This is a genomic window from Marinomonas sp. CT5 (assembly GCF_018336975.1).
Classification (GTDB): Bacteria; Pseudomonadota; Gammaproteobacteria; order Pseudomonadales; family Marinomonadaceae; genus Marinomonas.
Genome location: NZ_CP025572.1, coordinates 4,246,204 through 4,262,000, shown reverse-complemented (window position 1 = coordinate 4,262,000; position 15,797 = coordinate 4,246,204). Strand labels below are relative to the sequence as shown.

Below are 15,797 nucleotides of genomic sequence, written 5' to 3'. Positions count from 1 at the left end.
CGCTCGCAACCTTGTAGAGTGTTAAGTCAAAACGCCAATCAGAGAAATCTGATTGGCGTTTTTGTTTGCTTCATCGCTAACTAAAACGATCTAAATCTCGCTCCGTGTCGTATGAATTTTATCAACTCACAACGACAGGCTACTTATGTTTTCTTTTTTAAAGTCCGACCCTACTAAAAAGCTCGAAAAAGAATATGGCGATTTACTCGAAAAAGCCATGCAGGCCCAGCGCGGTGGTGATATCAGGCTTTATTCAGAACTGACAGAGAAAGCTGAAGCGGTGAAAGCTAAGCTGGATGAGGCGAAATCAGCGTAACTAGATTCAATAAAAAATATGGTGTCATGTGAATGATTCCGTGTTTTTTTATGGCATTTTTTTATTTTTTAAGCCGTGCCAATAGCGTCTGATCGGATAGGGTTTACCAAGGCATTATGCCATTTGATGATCCTTCTGACTCTGAGAGAAAGCAACCCGTTGGACCATCTTCAGGAAGCGTTGCGGCATGGCTTATAAATTTCGCGGCCTTAGCTGGGTCATGTAACCCCTGAAAGCCATTAAAAGCCGTTTTTACAAAGCCAGGATCCACAAGGTTAACTTTACATCTGGTTGATTTAAGTTTTGCGGCGAGTGCCACACAATAAGCATTAAGGGCTGTTTTAGAGGGAAAGTAAGCCTCACTTTTGTATTGAGCAAACAACCAGTCTGGGTCGCTTTGATTCGTAAGTGATCCAAGTCCACTGCTAATATGGACAATACGTGGTGCACTAGACTGTAGCAACAAAGGAAGAAAAGCACGTGTGACGCTTATCACGCCAAAAACATTGGTTTCAAAAACGCGTTTAATTTCTTCAATGGAGATGCTGCCATCTGAGTTGACGCTACCCAGAATGCCCGCGTTATTGATGAGCGCATCTAGGCTATTTGACTGCTTTAGCACCTCTTCTACCGCTAAATCAATTGATGTCTGATCCGTCACATCTAATAGGACACAGGAGGCATTTTCAATCCCTTCCGCTTTTAGCGTTTCTACGGCAGATGCTCCAGCATCTGGGTTACGGCAAGCCAAGTAAACATAATATCCTTGATGAGCCAAATGTTTCGCTGTTGCCAAACCTATTCCCTGATTTGCGCCAGTGATTAACACACTCTTCATTACGACACCTCTTGTTAATTTGTGATAGAGGTAGTGTAGAAAAATGGGCCGACATGACACAGAGACAAATCATTGTACTAGCTAGACATATCGTTAAATTTCACTAAAAAGTCTGTAATCGATTGCCCTGTTTGCTTACGGAAAAAACGGGAAAGGTAGTTTTCATCGGCAAACCCTAGCCGTACCGCTAGCTCTTTTACCGATAGATTGGAGTAAATCAGTAGACGTTGAGCTTCTAAAACAACCCGGCGATTAAGGTATTCTTTCGGTGATACTCCAGCCCATTCTTTTACCAGCTGGTATAGGCTGGTATCACTCAGAGCAAGGGTCTTGGCTATTTCAGAAATGGCAGGTTGTGCGATGAACTCATTTTCAATCAAGGTTTGGAAATGAAGAAATGATTGAACCTGCCGTTTCTTGGGTTCCTTTTCAATGTTAGAAAAATAAGCATGTTCTAATTCCTGTAACACCGAATTTAAATACGCCATTCTGATAGTTAAGGGAGCGGCTGTTTGGATAGCGGTGCGCAAGAGCATTAATGCATCATTCATTCGTTGCCATGCCTGCGTTGACATAGCCACCTTTTGTTCATTCAGCGGATCCAACCAAAAACGGCAAGGGCTAGGTAATAAGCCATAGATTTCTTCATTGAAAATAACTTTATAGTATTCTGCTTTGTTTTTACTGCTTGGGGGAATGCGAATTTGCCCCGGCTTGATGAAAAGCACTTGTCCTGCAGATACCGTGATATTTTTCAAATCCACGCAATAATGAACAAGGCTGTCATTGACGAACATTAGAAAATAGTTGGCACTGGTATGAGGTTTTAAAAATTTCTGAACCATCTCTTCTGTCAATGGCGAGTCGAGATGAGACCACAAGCTAATGCCTGAACTTTCAAATGAAACGTGATCATATAAAGGCGTCGTCATCGTCGCTCGAAATTGAAGATAGTGTGTTTGAAAAGATAAAATGCTTTATGTTTAGTTGGCATCATTCATTATTATGGCTCAGCGTGCAAGTTCAACCGTGTGGCGGAGGCATCAAACTGTATTCAGCACTTACATAGCCGCTATGATAAAAGGCAGTCCCTCTTTTGAGATACTGCCTTTTGAGTTTTAAAATAGTCCATTTCAATCAGACTAAGTGGACATTTATTTGCTGGTTACGCTGTAGCGTTTTCTGGTGGCCGAATCAGTGCCAAACTTTCTTCCGCGAAACCGGTACCAGCCTCGGTATAGAAGTTGAATACGTTGTCGATGCCGCTGCTGATGAGAATTTCTCTTTCATCTTGATAACGAGCAATAGCGGCGATCTGGCCGGTGTAGTTGGCTTTACGTAGCTGTATAGCGACGTTAGTTGTGTCTTCCGCTGCTGGTAGTGCGAGCAAAATAAGTTCAATGCGAGAGGTGTCTAAACGCTCCCATAAATCCGCATCTTCACCGTCTCCGTAAAAAACATTTTCTTTTGCTTCTTGCATTTGATTGATACGGTTGCGATCCGCATCCATCCCTGCCACCGTGTCGCCAACCAAACCTTTTAACGAGTCAAAAGCCCCGCGTCCAACTCGTCCTAAGCCGACCACAAGAATGTCGCTGTTTACGGGTTGCAAGAATATGTCTTCAGGTAAGCATTCCGTGCTTTCAAAACGACGAATGACGTCTTTATTCTTACGGTACATACGGTGAACGTTACGATACAAAATACTGGTAATCACAAAGGAAAAAGATACGGAAAGCGCTAAAACGACTAGCCATTCTTTTTCTAACCAACCGTTTGTTACACTCAGGGCCGCAACGATCAAACCAAATTCACTGTAATTGGATAGAACCATGGACGACAAAAAGGAGGTACGGCCACGTAGTTTCATTTTTGTCAGAAGGAAGAAGAACAGCGCGAACTTAATCAAGATAACGAGTGTGATGATCAGGCTCATGCCTAGCATGCTGAGTGTAGGTAACGCGGTAAAGCCAATGGATAAGAAAAAGCCAATCAAGAACAAATCTTTGAAGTTCATAAGTGACTTGTTCATTTCTGCGGCTTTTGAATGAGACGCCAACAAGATACCAAAAATTAATGCCCCCAGATCGCCTTTCACACCCACTAGGTAAAACAGCTCATAGCCACCTAGAGCAAGGAATAATCCCGTTAGTGGCAGCATTTCCCCGTGACCTGCTTTGTCGACAATTTTGTTAATAATAGGACGAACCAGTAACAGGGCAAATAAACCTAATGCCCAAATGGATGGGATTTTTCCTGTTGCCGCGACAAGGAAAACCACGGCGACAATGTCCTGCATGACCAGTATGCCTAGGGAAAGCTGCCCATGACGTGTTTTCAGCTCGCTGCTTTCCTCTAGTAACTTCATCACACAGACTGTACTTGAGAAGCTGAGGGCAAAGCCGAGTAAAGCGGCGGTTTTAAAATCCAGTAAGTCAAAATAGGGAAGGCTTAAGGTGCCGAGCAATAGGGCGAAGCCGACAAAAATCAAGGTGCTGATACCCATATGGCTTAGTGTCGAAGCCCAAACTTCACGCTTAAGCAAATCTTTGACATGCAGCTTTAAGCCGATACTAAACAGCATGAGGGTAATGCCAATATTTGCGAGGGTGTCCAGTGCACTACTAGGTTTTAAGCCTGCATAGTTAAGTAGAAAGCCCGCTAATAAGAAACCAATTAATGGGGGTAAGTTGATCATCTTAACGGCCAGACCGCATACAAAGGCAAATAAAATCCAAATGAATTCCATAGATTCCTTCTAAATTAAAGAATGTGTAAAGGGGAGTTTTATCATACGGAATTTGTCCAACCCGCGCAGCACGTAATGCGGCAAATTATTCTGTTGCTCAGAAGAATTTACATACCAAAAATGGTATTAACAACAACGTTTATTCTATTTGATTGGTATGTTTATTTTACCTACTCTGCATAACAGGTTTTTTAAGACCTGATTGGCTCGAAAAAATAATCATAAAAAATTCTATGGCCACCTAAAGCTTGTTCCTTACGGCACTTGCTTGGCCGTAACAGGAGAAGCTAATGAACTATCTAAAGAATGCCATTGCTGGTTTAGTACTGGGTGCCACGGCCCTGAGTTCTGTGAGCGCTTTGGCCGCGAATGGTTATGTTGGTATTGCTATGCCAACGAAATCCTCTGCTCGTTGGATCACCGATGGTGACTCCATGGTAAAACTCTTCAAAGATGCGGGTTATAAAGTCGATCTGCAATACGCTGAAGATGAAATTCCAAACCAGCTTTCTCAAATTGAGAACATGATCGTAAAAGGCGTTGATGTCCTTGTCATCGCAGCGATTGATGGTACGACTTTATCTAACGCATTAGAAAACGCCGATGCCGCTGGTATCAAGGTTATCTCCTATGACCGTTTGATTAAAAATAGCCCTTATGTGAGTTACTACGCAACATTTGATAATTTCAAAGTCGGTGTGTTGCAAGCTAAGTCTTTGGTTAGTGGCATGGAAAAACGTGGTAAAGGTCCTTACAACGTTGAGTTATTCGGTGGTTCTCCAGACGATAACAACGCTTACTTCTTCTATAACGGTGCCATGTCGATACTTCAGCCGATGATTGATTCAGGAAAAATAAACATTGTTTCTGGTCAAATGGGTATGGATACAGTGGGTACCTTGCGTTGGGATGGTGCCACCGCGCAAGCGCGTATGGATAACCTTCTATCTGCCCATTACACTAAAAAACGCATTGATGGTGTGTTATCGCCATACGATGGTATTTCCATAGGAATTCTGTCGTCTCTTAAAGGGGTGGGTTACGGTTCTGGCGATTTGAAAATGCCGATTGTGACAGGGCAAGATGCCGAAGTGCCATCGGTGAAGTCCATCATAGCTGGCGAGCAATATTCCACCATCTTTAAAGATACCCGTGAATTGGCCAATGTCACCGTCGGCATGGTGCAAGCGGTATTGAACGATGCTAAGCCTCTAATCAACGATACCACGACTTATGACAACGGCATTAAAGTAGTGCCAAGTTATTTGCTTGAGCCAGTAACAGTGGATAAATCCAACTGGAAAGATGTCTTGCTAGGGAGTGGTTACTATACGAAGTCTCAGGTTGAATAAGCACACGATGGCTGTGCTTACCCATACTTTGTAAGAATTTATTTATCCTAATTCAACAATAATAAACCAGCGAGTGCGCTATGAACTGTATGCGATACAGTCGTAGCGTGCTCACTAATGGGATGTTTTATGGAAAATATTATTTTGGAAATGCGCAGCATTACCAAGACATTTCCTGGAGTAAAAGCCCTCGATGCGGTGAACCTTAAAGTTCGTGCTGGCGAGATCCACGCTTTAGTGGGTGAAAATGGCGCGGGTAAATCGACTCTGATGAAAGTGCTTAGTGGTGTTTACCCACATGGAAGTTATGACGGCGACATTCTTTTTAATGACGAAACTGTCGCATTTTCTGGCATATCGGACAGCGAAGAAAAAGGCATCATCATTATTCACCAAGAGCTGGCGTTAGTACCGCTCTTGTCTATCGCAGAAAATCTATTTTTAGGTAATGAGAATGTAGAAGGTGGCGTCATTAACTGGCCAAAAACCTATTCTCGTACACAAGAGTTATTAGCAAAAGTGGGTTTAAAAGAGTCCCCATCCACTTTAGTTGGTCAACTAGGTGTGGGCAAACAGCAGCTTGTGGAAATTGCTAAAGCCTTGGCGAAAGACGTCAAACTGTTGATTCTGGATGAGCCCACTGCCGCACTGCAAGAAAACGACAGTGCCAAATTGCTCGATTTATTATTGGAATTTAAAGAGCAGGGTATCTCTTCCATTCTGATTACCCACAAATTGAACGAAATCAGCCGTGTTGCGGACAGCATTACCGTTATTCGTGATGGTGCCTCTGTCTCTACCTTGGACTGCCAAGCAAACAGCATTAGTGAAGAAGACATTATTCGTGACATGGTTGGCCGCGATATGGCGAACCGTTACCCAGCAAGAAAGCACCCTAATCAAGACAGTCATCTCGGTCAGATGCTGATGGAAGTAAACGCCTGGAACGTTTGGCATCCCGATGCATTAGATCGCCAGATGATCCATGAGGTTGAGTTCAATGTGCATGCCGGAGAGATCGTCGGTATTGCGGGTTTGATGGGATCAGGTCGAACTGAGTTGGCAATGAGTCTATTCGGACAAAGCTACGGTAAAAATATCCAAGGAGAAGTGCGTTTACGGGGCGAAGTCGCTGACTTGTCGACCGTGCCTAAAGCCATCAAAAGTGGCTTGGCCTATGTGACGGAAGACCGTAAAGAGCTGGGGTTGATACTGGAAGAAACCATTCAAACCAATACCACTTTAGCTAACCTAGAGCGTGTGTCTTCGAATGGCGTAATTGATGGCAATATCGAACGCAAGGTGTCTGAAGATTATCGACAAGCGCTCAATATTCGCACCCCAAGTGTCTTCCAAAAGGTCATGAATCTATCCGGTGGTAACCAACAAAAAGTGGTGCTCAGTAAGTGGCTGTATTCGCAACCGGATGTACTGATTCTAGATGAGCCAACTCGCGGAATAGACGTCGGCGCTAAATTTGAAATTTACAGCATCATCAACGAACTGGCCGATGACGGCAAAGGCGTGGTGATGATTTCTTCAGAAATGCCGGAGTTACTTGGCATGTGTGATCGTATTTATGTGATGAACGAAGGCCGTTTAGTTGGTGAATTAGATAAAGCCAATGCAAGCCAAGAAAAAATCATGTCAATGATAGTTAAAGCCTAGCGATAGCAATAATAACGGCGGGAGCAATAAGAATGACAACAAAAGAAACTTCTACAGTAGAGCAATCGGCGCCTTCTGTTACCAGCTATTTGAAAACACATGTGCGTGACTACGGCATGTTGATTGCCTTGGTCGTTATCATGGCCATGTTTCAGTTTTTAACGGACGGCACCTTGATGCGTCCGGTGAACTTAACCAATTTATTTTTGCAAAACAGCTACATCATCATAATGGCTATCGGCATGCTGCTGGTCATTGTCGCTGGACATATCGATTTATCGGTTGGCTCTGTGGTTGGTTTTATCGGCGCCTTGGCAGCGGTCATGTCGGTGAATTATGACCTACCCACGTTTGTCGTGGTGCCTGTGTGCCTTGTTGTCGGTTTGATCATTGGTGGTTTACAAGGCTATTGGATTGCCTATTGGAAAATACCAGCCTTTATTGTCACCTTGGCGGGCATGTTGGTGTTTCGCGGTTTGACGCTGGCTTTGCTAGAAGGCCAATCAGTGGGCCCTTTCCCAAAAAGCTTTCAATTATTGAGTACGGGCTTCATACCGGATGTATTTGGTGTGGGTCGTCCCAATGTGACCGCTCTGGTATTGGGTGTGTTGGCAGCCAGTGCAATTGTCTTTTTGGCGGCTCGCAGTCGAGCGCGCGCACTGAAATACGGTATCCAAGACGAACCTTTCTCTTTCTTTATCGTAAAAAATGCCTTGATCGCCATTGCCATCATTTATTTGTCTTACCTGTTAAGTACTTACCGTGGTTTGCCAAACGTTTTAATTACCATGGCGGTCTTGATCGCGATTTACACCTTCTTAACCAACAGCACCACCATTGGTCGTCGTATTTATGCCCTCGGTGGCAATGTCAAAGCGGCGAAACTGTCGGGGATTAATACCGAACGCTTAACCTTTTTAACCTTTGCCAACATGGGCATGTTAGCGGCGCTAGCTGGTTTGATCTTTGCGGCTCGTTTGAACACAGCGACGCCAAAAGCGGGTTTTGCTTTCGAATTGGATGTTATTGCCGCGGTCTTTATTGGTGGCGCTTCCATGACAGGCGGTGTGGGCAAAGTGATCGGTGCGGTAATCGGTGCTTTCATCATGGGAGTTATGAACAACGGGATGTCGATCTTAGGGATAGGAATAGATTGGCAGCAGGTTATTAAGGGCTTGGTGCTGCTCGCTGCGGTTATCTTCGACGTCTACAACAAACAAAAAGCGCGCTAAGTATAAAGCGTTTAAAGGAGTCATTTATGTTGTTTTTATCTCAAATCAAACAAGGTGGTGTTGTGTGCCGCGAAGGTAATGAAGCTCACCTTGTGATGCACGCAACGAGTGTTTACGAGCTAGCAAAAGAAGCGGTCAAGAGTGGTGTTCCGTTGAAGTCCATCATTGAAAAACATGGTTTGGGTGAGTCTGTAGACTTAGTTGAACTTGCGAGCAACAACCAGCTTGATTGTCCTGTGCGTCACCCCGATCCTGCTCATATGTATTTGACGGGGACGGGCTTAACGCACCTAGGTTCTGCCGCAACACGTAATGCCATGCATGCGAAAAGCGAAGAGTTAACGGATTCCATGAAGATTTTCCAAATGGGCGTTGAAGGCGGCAAGCCAAAAGACGGCCAAGAAGGTGTTCAGCCTGAGTGGTTTTACAAAGGCAATGGGGCGGGAGTGATTGCCCCTGGTGATGCCTTGCCTTCTCCTTCCTTTGCTTTGGATGGCGGCGAAGAGCCAGAAATTGCGGGCTTTTACTTAGTGGGCGACGACGGCAAAGTGCACCGTCTTGGTTATACCTTAGCGAATGAGTTTTCTGACCATGTCACCGAGAGACAAAACTACTTGTATCTGGCGCATTCCAAGTTGCGTCCAGCATCTTTTGGGCCAGAGTTGTTAGTCGGCGAGTTGCCAATGCACATTGATGGTCAATCCCGTATTGAGCGTGGCGAGAAAACCTTATGGCAAAAAGCGTTCTTGTCCGGCGAAGACAATATGTCTCACACCTTTAAAAACCTTGAACATCATCATTTTAAGTATTCGATTTTCCGTCAGCCGGGTGACTTGCATGTTCATATGTTTGGCACGGCCACCTTGTCTTTTGCCGATGGTGTTCAGGCGCAAGAAGGGGATGTGTTTGAAATCTCTTCACCTACTTTTGGTTTGCCATTACGCAATGCGTTAGGAAAAGCGCCGACTTTATCTACGGAGGTGGAAACACTATGACCAAGGAACAGGACAAAAAAGGCATGGCAATGTATCCCGATTTAGCAGGACGCTCGGTGTTTATCTCAGGTGGGGCAACCGGCATTGGGGCTGCGGTTGTTGAAGCTTATGCTAAACAAGGGGCAAAAACCGCCTTTGTCGATTTAGATGAAAAAGCCGGTACAGCGCTGGCTAAACGCCTGAAGAAAGAGGGTTTTGAGGTTCGCTTTGAGGTATGTGACATCACAGACATCCAAGACTATCAGAGCAAAATTCGCGCCGCCGCAGAGGCATTCGGCCCCATTTCTGTCTTATTGAATAATGCCGCTAACGATGTGCGTCATTCGTTGGAATCCCTAACGGAAGAACGTTTTGATGAGCTGGTGGGGGTCAACATCAAACATGCCATGTTCGCCGCCCAAGCAGTCGCCCCTATGATGCGTAAATTGGGGGGTGGTTCGATCATCAATTTTGGCTCTGTGGGCTGGATGATGGCCACGGCTGGCTACCCAACTTACGGCACAAGCAAGGCGGCAACCCATGGTTTAACACGCTCTCTAGCTCGTGATTTAGGTGGTTTTGGCATTCGTGTGAATACCTTGGTGCCAGGCTGGGTGATGACGGAAAAACAGCTGCGTATGTGGGTGGATGAGGCCGCGGAAGAAAAAATTAAACAAAGCCAATGCCTAGCAGGCAAGGTGCTTCCTGAGCACATTGCCAACATGGCGTTGTTTTTAGGGTCTGATGCGGCGGCCATGTGCTCGGCGCAGAACTTTATTGTTGATGGAGGTTGGGTATGACGGATTCTGATAAAAACAAGTTCGTACCAAAGAAATGGCCCCGCAAATTGCGTTCAACCGAATGGTTTGGCGGTACATCACGTGATCATATCTACCACCGCAGTTGGATGAAAAACCAAGGTCTGCCAGCGGATTTATTTGATGGTCGTCCGGTCATTGGTATTTGTAATACTTGGTCACAACTAACGCCTTGTAATGCACACCTTCGGGATCTTGCTGATCGCGTTAAGCATGGCATTTATGAAGCGGGCGGTTTGCCACTGGAATTCCCTGTGTTTTCTGTGGGGGAAAGTTCATTGCGCCCAACTGCCATGATGTATCGCAACATGGCCGCCATGGATGTGGAAGAAGCGCTGCGTGCTAATCCGCTGGATGGGGTTGTGTTGTTAGCCGGTTGTGACAAAACTACACCTGCGCTTCTTATGGGCGCTTGTAGTGTCGATATTCCTGCCATCGTGGTGTCTGGTGGTCCGATGTTGAACGGCTACTTTAGAGGCGAGCGTGTGGGGTCTGGCACGGCCTTGTGGCAAATGTCAGAAGACATCAAAGCAGGCAAGATGACCCAAGAAGATTTCCTTGAAGCAGAGCAATCTATGTCTCGCTCAGCTGGATCCTGTAACACCATGGGCACTGCCAGCACTATGGCGTCTATGGCCGAAGCCTTGGGCATGGCGTTATCGGGTAATGCGGCGATTCCGGCAGTGGACAGTCGTCGTCGCGTTATGGCGCATTTAACTGGTCGTCGCATTGTCGATATGGTCAAAGAGGATTTGAAACCGTCTGACATTTTGACTCGCCAAGCCTTTGAAAATGCGATTCGAGTGAACGGTGCAATTGGTGGCTCGACTAATGCCGTGATTCATTTGTTGGCGATTGCGGGACGTGTTGGTGTGGACTTAACGCTTGATGATTGGGACAAACTAGGCCAAGAAATCGCCACCATAGTGAACCTGATGCCATCGGGTAAATATTTGATGGAAGAGTTCTTCTACGCGGGTGGTTTGCCTGTGGTGATCAAGCATTTGGCGGAAGCGGGCAAGCTGCATAAAGACGCCATCACCGTGTCTGGTGAATCCGTATGGGAAGAAGTCAAAGAGGTTCGCAATTGGAACCCAGATGTCATCCTACCAGTGGAAAAAGCATTGACACAAAAAGGCGGTATTGTTGTGCTAAAAGGCAACCTTGCGCCACAGGGCGCGGTGCTCAAACCGTCCGCAGCGTCGGCGCACTTATTGCAGCATCGCGGCAGAGCGGTGGTGTTTGAAGACATTGATGATTACAAAGCGAAGATCAATGACGAGGCGTTGGATATTGATGAAACCTGCGTCATGGTACTGAAAAACTGTGGTCCAAAAGGTTACCCAGGTATGGCTGAAGTGGGCAACATGGGTTTGCCACCAAAGGTGCTGCGTAAAGGCATTACAGACATGGTGCGTATTTCTGATGCACGAATGTCAGGAACCGCCTATGGCACTGTGGTCTTGCATACCACCCCAGAAGCCGCCGCTGGAGGGCCGTTGGCCGTTATTCAGAATGGCGATATGATTGAATTAGATGTGGAAAATCGTCGCCTTCATGTGGACATTTCCGATGAAGAAATGGCGGCGCGTTTAGCCAAGTGGAAAAGTCATTTGGAACCACCAAAAGGCGGCTACATCAAATTATTCCATGATCACGTACAGGGCGCGGATACCGGTGCCGATTTTGACTTCCTAAAAGGTTGTCGTGGTGCAGCGGTACCGAAAGATAGTCATTAAATTTAAGCTGTTTTTAGCCAGTATCTCCTAGCGATGACGGCACCGCCCCAACGGACATCCCTGTCCGCGAGGGGCGTAACGCCCCTCCATGGGCTTGATGCCTGTCATCACTAGGCGACTTAAGAACTTTATTTAGTGCACGGATTTAATTTATTAACGAGAGGAGTGAGTATGTTAACGGGACAGCATTTTATTGCCGGTAAATGGATAAAGAGCGACGCGACATTTTCTTCATCGCCTGCAACAGGACCTTCTCATGAATTTGCCGTTGGTCGCGTGTCTGATGTGGATGCGGCAGTAGAAGCAGCCGAGGCGGCTTTTGAGACATTTGGTTATTCTTCTCGAGAAGAGAGAGCGGCGTTTTTAAACGCCATCGCCGATGAAATTGATGTATTAGGTGATCAAATCACCGAAATTGGTGTACAAGAAACGGGATTACCTGAAGCACGTTTACAAGGCGAGCGCGGCCGTACCACAGGACAATTGCGTTTGTTCGCTGAGCGTATTTTATCAGGCGAATATTTAGATCGTCGTCACGATGAAGCCTTGCCAGATCGTACCCCCTTGCCACGCCCAGAAATGCACATGGTTCAGCGTCCGATTGGTCCTGTGGCTGTGTTTGGCGCTTCTAACTTTCCATTGGCGTTTTCCACCGCGGGTGGTGATACGGCGGCCGCGTTGGCTGCGGGTTGTCCTGTCGTGGTGAAAGGGCATTCTGCGCACCCTGGAACGGGCGAATTAGTGGCGCAAGCGGTTGATAAAGCAATTCAACGTTGCAAGATGCCAGCGGGTGTATTTTCTCTTATCCAAGGAGGAAATCGCCAAGTTGGCCAAGCTCTAGTTCAGCATCCATTGATCAAAGCGGTTGGTTTTACTGGCAGCTTGGCGGGTGGCCGTGCTTTGTTTGATTTGTGTGCGGCGCGTCCTGAACCCATTCCATTTTTTGGTGAATTGGGTTCTGTGAATCCTATGTTCGTGATGCCAGAAGCGTTGAAAAATCGAGCGGAAGCGTTGGGCAAAGGTTGGGCTGGTTCCTTAACGATGGGCGCGGGCCAGTTTTGTACCAATCCAGGTATTGCTGTGATGTTGGATAACGCAGACTCAAAAGCCATGATTGCGGCAGCAAGTGCGGCGCTGGATGAAGTTGGCGCGCAGACCATGCTGACGGATGGTATTGCGGATGCTTATCGCTCTGGCGTGGCTGCATTTGAGAAAACGGGCATTTCGTCTGTTGTTCGTAAGGCGGATACGGAGGATCGCACCGCGTTACCTAACTTGTTCACGGTGACAGGTCAGGCGTGGTTGGATAACCCAACATTGCATCAAGAAGTCTTTGGCCCACTTGGCTTGGTGGTATTGGCGGACAGTGTGGAACAAATGGTTGAGTTAGCTCGTCATTTGGAAGGCCAATTAACCTGCACCATTCATCTTGATGAGGCTGATTATGCCGCTTGTCAGAAGCTGTTGCCTGTATTGGAACGTAAGGCGGGTCGCTTGTTGGCGAATGGTTTCCCAACAGGGGTAGAAGTGAACGACACCATGGTTCACGGCGGGCCTTATCCAGCGTCGACAAACTTTGGTGCCACTTCGGTCGGTACTTTGTCGATTCGTCGTTTCTTACGTCCGGTGTGTTACCAGAATATTCCACAAGCCTTGCTGCCAAAAGATCTGCTTGGTTAGTTGTTAGGTTTAGAAATAATTTTTGTTAAGAGCCCAAGGCGGGTTATTAGGCGAGTTCGGTTTTGAAAGCAACCGACTCGCTTTTTTTTGTTTAAGTATTGGTGGGTTTTTGTTCCAGCTCAGCCAGCACCAATCGTTTCAGTTGGTTGGCAAGGGGTGATAGCTGGCGACCGCGCATTTGCAACAAATAATAAGGGCTCATGATTATTTTTCTGTCTAGTTTGAGTGCCTTCAAATCGGCCTTTACTTGGTGTCCAACCAATAAATCGCTTACTTCCCTTGCCATTGGGGCTATGGCGTTGGAAGACACCAGAATGGCAATCAATGCCAATAAAGACGTACTATTGGTTATGCTCAATGGCAGCTCGGCACGTTCTTCCATAAAAGCCGCCTCGACGGCTTCACGTATTGGCGCTCGGTGGGATTGCATGACCCATTCAAAGTGCGCAAGGTCACGAATTTTCACGTTATCTAAACTGGCTAATGGGTGGTCTTTACGAACCATGAGAGTGACCGATTCCGTGCGAGCGGGGTAAATTTCGAACTCGTTGGCGTCGTATTGTTTGGGAATTCGTGCGAGCACAAAGTCGTTGTGTCCGGCGATAAGATCACGTACCAGAATGTCACTGGTATCCACGTTAATATCAATTTCGGCTTTTGGTGCTATGGCTCGTAACTGCTGAATGGCTGGGATGACAAACCCCACCGCCGCACCAGTTACTGCACCAATGGCTGTGGTGCCACCGCCACCTTCCTTTAGCTCACCGACTTCGCGAGCAAGGTCACGCAATTCTACCAACAGGTTATGGGCGCGACGTGCCACGGCTTGCCCGACTAAAGTTGGTTCCATGCCTTTGGCGTGACGGATAAATAAACGTGTACCAATGGTTTGTTCTATTTCACTCAACATACGCGATGCTGCAGGTTGTGTCATCGCCATTTCATCCGCCGCAATACCGAGCTGACCGTGCTCGGCAATGACCGAAATTAAGCGTAATTGGTTAAGTTTAAGATGCTTGGCCAGACCTATATCCATATCGACCTCTATTGTTATTTTTAATAATGTCATCTTACTCTAAATGGAAGCGATTTTCGTCTAATAACAATAAAAAAAGCCCAAAAATGGGCTTTTTTGACCTCTTGGGTATGACCCTAAATTAAGGTATAAATTGGCGGTTTACAGCAGCTTCTGGATTGAAGCTGTCCACTGAAATATTCTGCGCTTTTGCCGTCCATTTCCATGTTGTGGCGAGTCGTTCTTTAGTAAATGCACCGTAGCCATCTTGGTCGCTGACGGCGTTATATACCAAAGATTTAATGGAATTAATGGTGTCCGTCGCTGTACTGGCATCGACTTCTGGGACCATCTCATGAACGATTTTTCCACTTTCTTCAGGGTGCTTCCAAGTGTAGTCGATGGCTTTTTTATAGGCTTTTACAAAGCGCTTTGTGGTATCTGGGTGCGCATTGATAAAGCGATCTGAGGCAATCACGGACGTTGAGTAGAACTCTAACCCCGCATCGTACCAAGGTAACACGCGCAATGTTTGGCCAGCACTTTTGGCTTGTTGTTGGTAGATCACAGTGTCAGTTACCCAAGAAATCACGACGTCGATGTTACCGGAAAGTAACATTGGGTTTAAGGCACCAGCGTCCGCTTTAACCAATTTAATGCTGCTTGGAGCAACGCCATTGACGTCTAGAAGCAAAGGTAAGAAGACATTTGATGACGTGTAAGGTGAGGTTGCGATACGTTTTCCGGCAACGTCTTTGACGTGTGTTATGTCTGAGTCTGCCGGTACAAAAAAGGCGTGGGGCGCTTTACTAAAGACAGAATAAACCGCTGAAACAGGAACATCATTTTCAGCTTTTGCCATGAGCAAGGCGACTAGATCAGATAGCCCCATGTCGGCGTTCCCTGTAGCGAGTTTACTAATGGCGTCGGTGGAGCCTCGGCCGCTGGCTACGGTGACATCTAAATCCATCTCGTTGAAAAAGCCTTTTTTGATACCCACATAAATTGGCGCTTTGTCGCCTCCTGGTAGCCAATCGAGCTGAAATTTTACTTTATCAGCGGCCAATGCGGTATTTGCACTTAACGCTGTAAATGTGATGACCCCAGCTAGGCAGATAGTTTGGAAGAGAGAGGTTCTTCGTGTTTGGTTCATTGTTTTCTCCATGCTTCATCCTAGTTTCGCTGTGCTTTTCAAGGCAAGCCAAAGTTGATCTCTGAAACAACCACAAAGAAAACAAGATGAGGAAAGAGCGAGAGGGCTGGGTACACAGTCGAGTAAAATGGAAACGGCTGTCACTTCCCTTTCGACATCCTCTTTGGGTTGTCGATAAGGCAGTGAGCAATGCCCGAACTTGGTTTGTTGACACTTGATACCAAATTTGACCGCTTCTACTCATTGCAGCGCATAAAATGTTT

General features: G+C 46.4%; 13 protein-coding genes. 8 read left to right on the top strand and 5 right to left on the bottom strand.

Going from position 1 to position 15,797, the window contains the following annotated elements:
- Positions 1-145 precede the first annotated feature (145 nt).
- Positions 146-316: a DUF6435 family protein gene (locus tag C0J08_RS20305; protein ID WP_212653708.1), complete on the top strand. Its 171-nt coding sequence runs from the start codon at positions 146-148 to the stop codon at positions 314-316.
- Between the two features lie 103 nt (positions 317-419).
- On the opposite strand, the gene C0J08_RS20300 is transcribed toward C0J08_RS20305, so the two are convergent.
- The 3 genes from C0J08_RS20300 to C0J08_RS20290 form a co-directional block, all read right to left on the bottom strand.
- A complete protein-coding gene (locus C0J08_RS20300; RefSeq protein WP_212653707.1) occupies positions 420-1,154 on the bottom strand; it encodes an SDR family oxidoreductase in 735 nt (244 codons plus the stop codon).
- Positions 1,155-1,231: 77 nt separating this feature from the next.
- Positions 1,232-2,086, bottom strand: a complete 855-nt coding sequence (locus C0J08_RS20295) for a helix-turn-helix domain-containing protein (protein ID WP_212653706.1) — start codon at positions 2,084-2,086, stop codon at positions 1,232-1,234.
- Positions 2,087-2,319: 233 nt separating this feature from the next.
- Complete coding sequence (locus C0J08_RS20290) at positions 2,320-3,903, bottom strand: cation:proton antiporter domain-containing protein (RefSeq protein WP_212653705.1); 1,584 nt, start codon at positions 3,901-3,903, stop codon at positions 2,320-2,322.
- A gap of 290 nt (positions 3,904-4,193) precedes the next feature.
- Here C0J08_RS20290 and chvE point away from each other — a divergent pair, with 290 nt between their 5' ends.
- The 7 genes from chvE to C0J08_RS20255 all read left to right on the top strand — a co-directional run bounded on the left by chvE (position 4,194) and on the right by C0J08_RS20255 (position 13,366).
- The gene (gene chvE / locus C0J08_RS20285) at positions 4,194-5,255 is read left to right on the top strand and encodes a multiple monosaccharide ABC transporter substrate-binding protein (RefSeq protein ID WP_212653704.1); all 1,062 of its coding nucleotides are present in this window, start codon (positions 4,194-4,196) and stop codon (positions 5,253-5,255) included.
- A 129-nt stretch (positions 5,256-5,384) separates the two neighbouring features.
- The gene (mmsA, locus tag C0J08_RS20280; protein ID WP_212653703.1) at positions 5,385-6,923 is read left to right on the top strand and encodes a multiple monosaccharide ABC transporter ATP-binding protein; all 1,539 of its coding nucleotides are present in this window, start codon (positions 5,385-5,387) and stop codon (positions 6,921-6,923) included.
- 32 nt (positions 6,924-6,955) lie between these two features.
- Positions 6,956-8,155: a multiple monosaccharide ABC transporter permease gene (mmsB, locus tag C0J08_RS20275; protein WP_212653702.1), complete on the top strand. Its 1,200-nt coding sequence runs from the start codon at positions 6,956-6,958 to the stop codon at positions 8,153-8,155.
- Positions 8,156-8,181: 26 nt separating this feature from the next.
- On the top strand, positions 8,182-9,150 hold the full coding sequence (gene araD1 / locus C0J08_RS20270) for an AraD1 family protein (protein ID WP_212653701.1): 969 nt from the start codon (positions 8,182-8,184) through the stop codon (positions 9,148-9,150).
- A complete protein-coding gene (locus C0J08_RS20265) occupies positions 9,147-9,929 on the top strand; it encodes an SDR family NAD(P)-dependent oxidoreductase (protein WP_249344401.1) in 783 nt (260 codons plus the stop codon). Before araD1 ends, C0J08_RS20265 begins: the two co-directional genes overlap by 4 nt.
- Entirely contained in the window at positions 9,926-11,686 is a 1,761-nt protein-coding gene (gene araD, locus C0J08_RS20260; RefSeq protein ID WP_212653700.1) for an L-arabinonate dehydratase, read from the top strand. The genes C0J08_RS20265 and araD overlap by 4 nt, the downstream gene beginning before the upstream one ends.
- A gap of 171 nt (positions 11,687-11,857) precedes the next feature.
- Positions 11,858-13,366 carry an aldehyde dehydrogenase (NADP(+)) gene (locus C0J08_RS20255; RefSeq protein ID WP_212653699.1) on the top strand — a complete coding sequence of 503 codons (1,509 nt, stop codon included), beginning with the start codon at positions 11,858-11,860 and terminating at the stop codon, positions 13,364-13,366.
- 91 nt (positions 13,367-13,457) lie between these two features.
- Here C0J08_RS20255 and C0J08_RS20250 read toward each other — a convergent pair whose 3' ends face one another.
- Together C0J08_RS20250 and C0J08_RS20245 are read right to left on the bottom strand one after the other, a co-directional pair.
- Positions 13,458-14,402 (bottom strand): LysR family transcriptional regulator, encoded by a 945-nt coding sequence (locus tag C0J08_RS20250; protein ID WP_212653698.1) that lies wholly within the window; start codon positions 14,400-14,402, stop codon positions 13,458-13,460.
- Positions 14,403-14,523: 121 nt separating this feature from the next.
- On the bottom strand, positions 14,524-15,534 hold the full coding sequence (locus C0J08_RS20245) for an ABC transporter substrate-binding protein (protein ID WP_212653697.1): 1,011 nt from the start codon (positions 15,532-15,534) through the stop codon (positions 14,524-14,526).
- Positions 15,535-15,797: the final 263 nt, after the last annotated feature.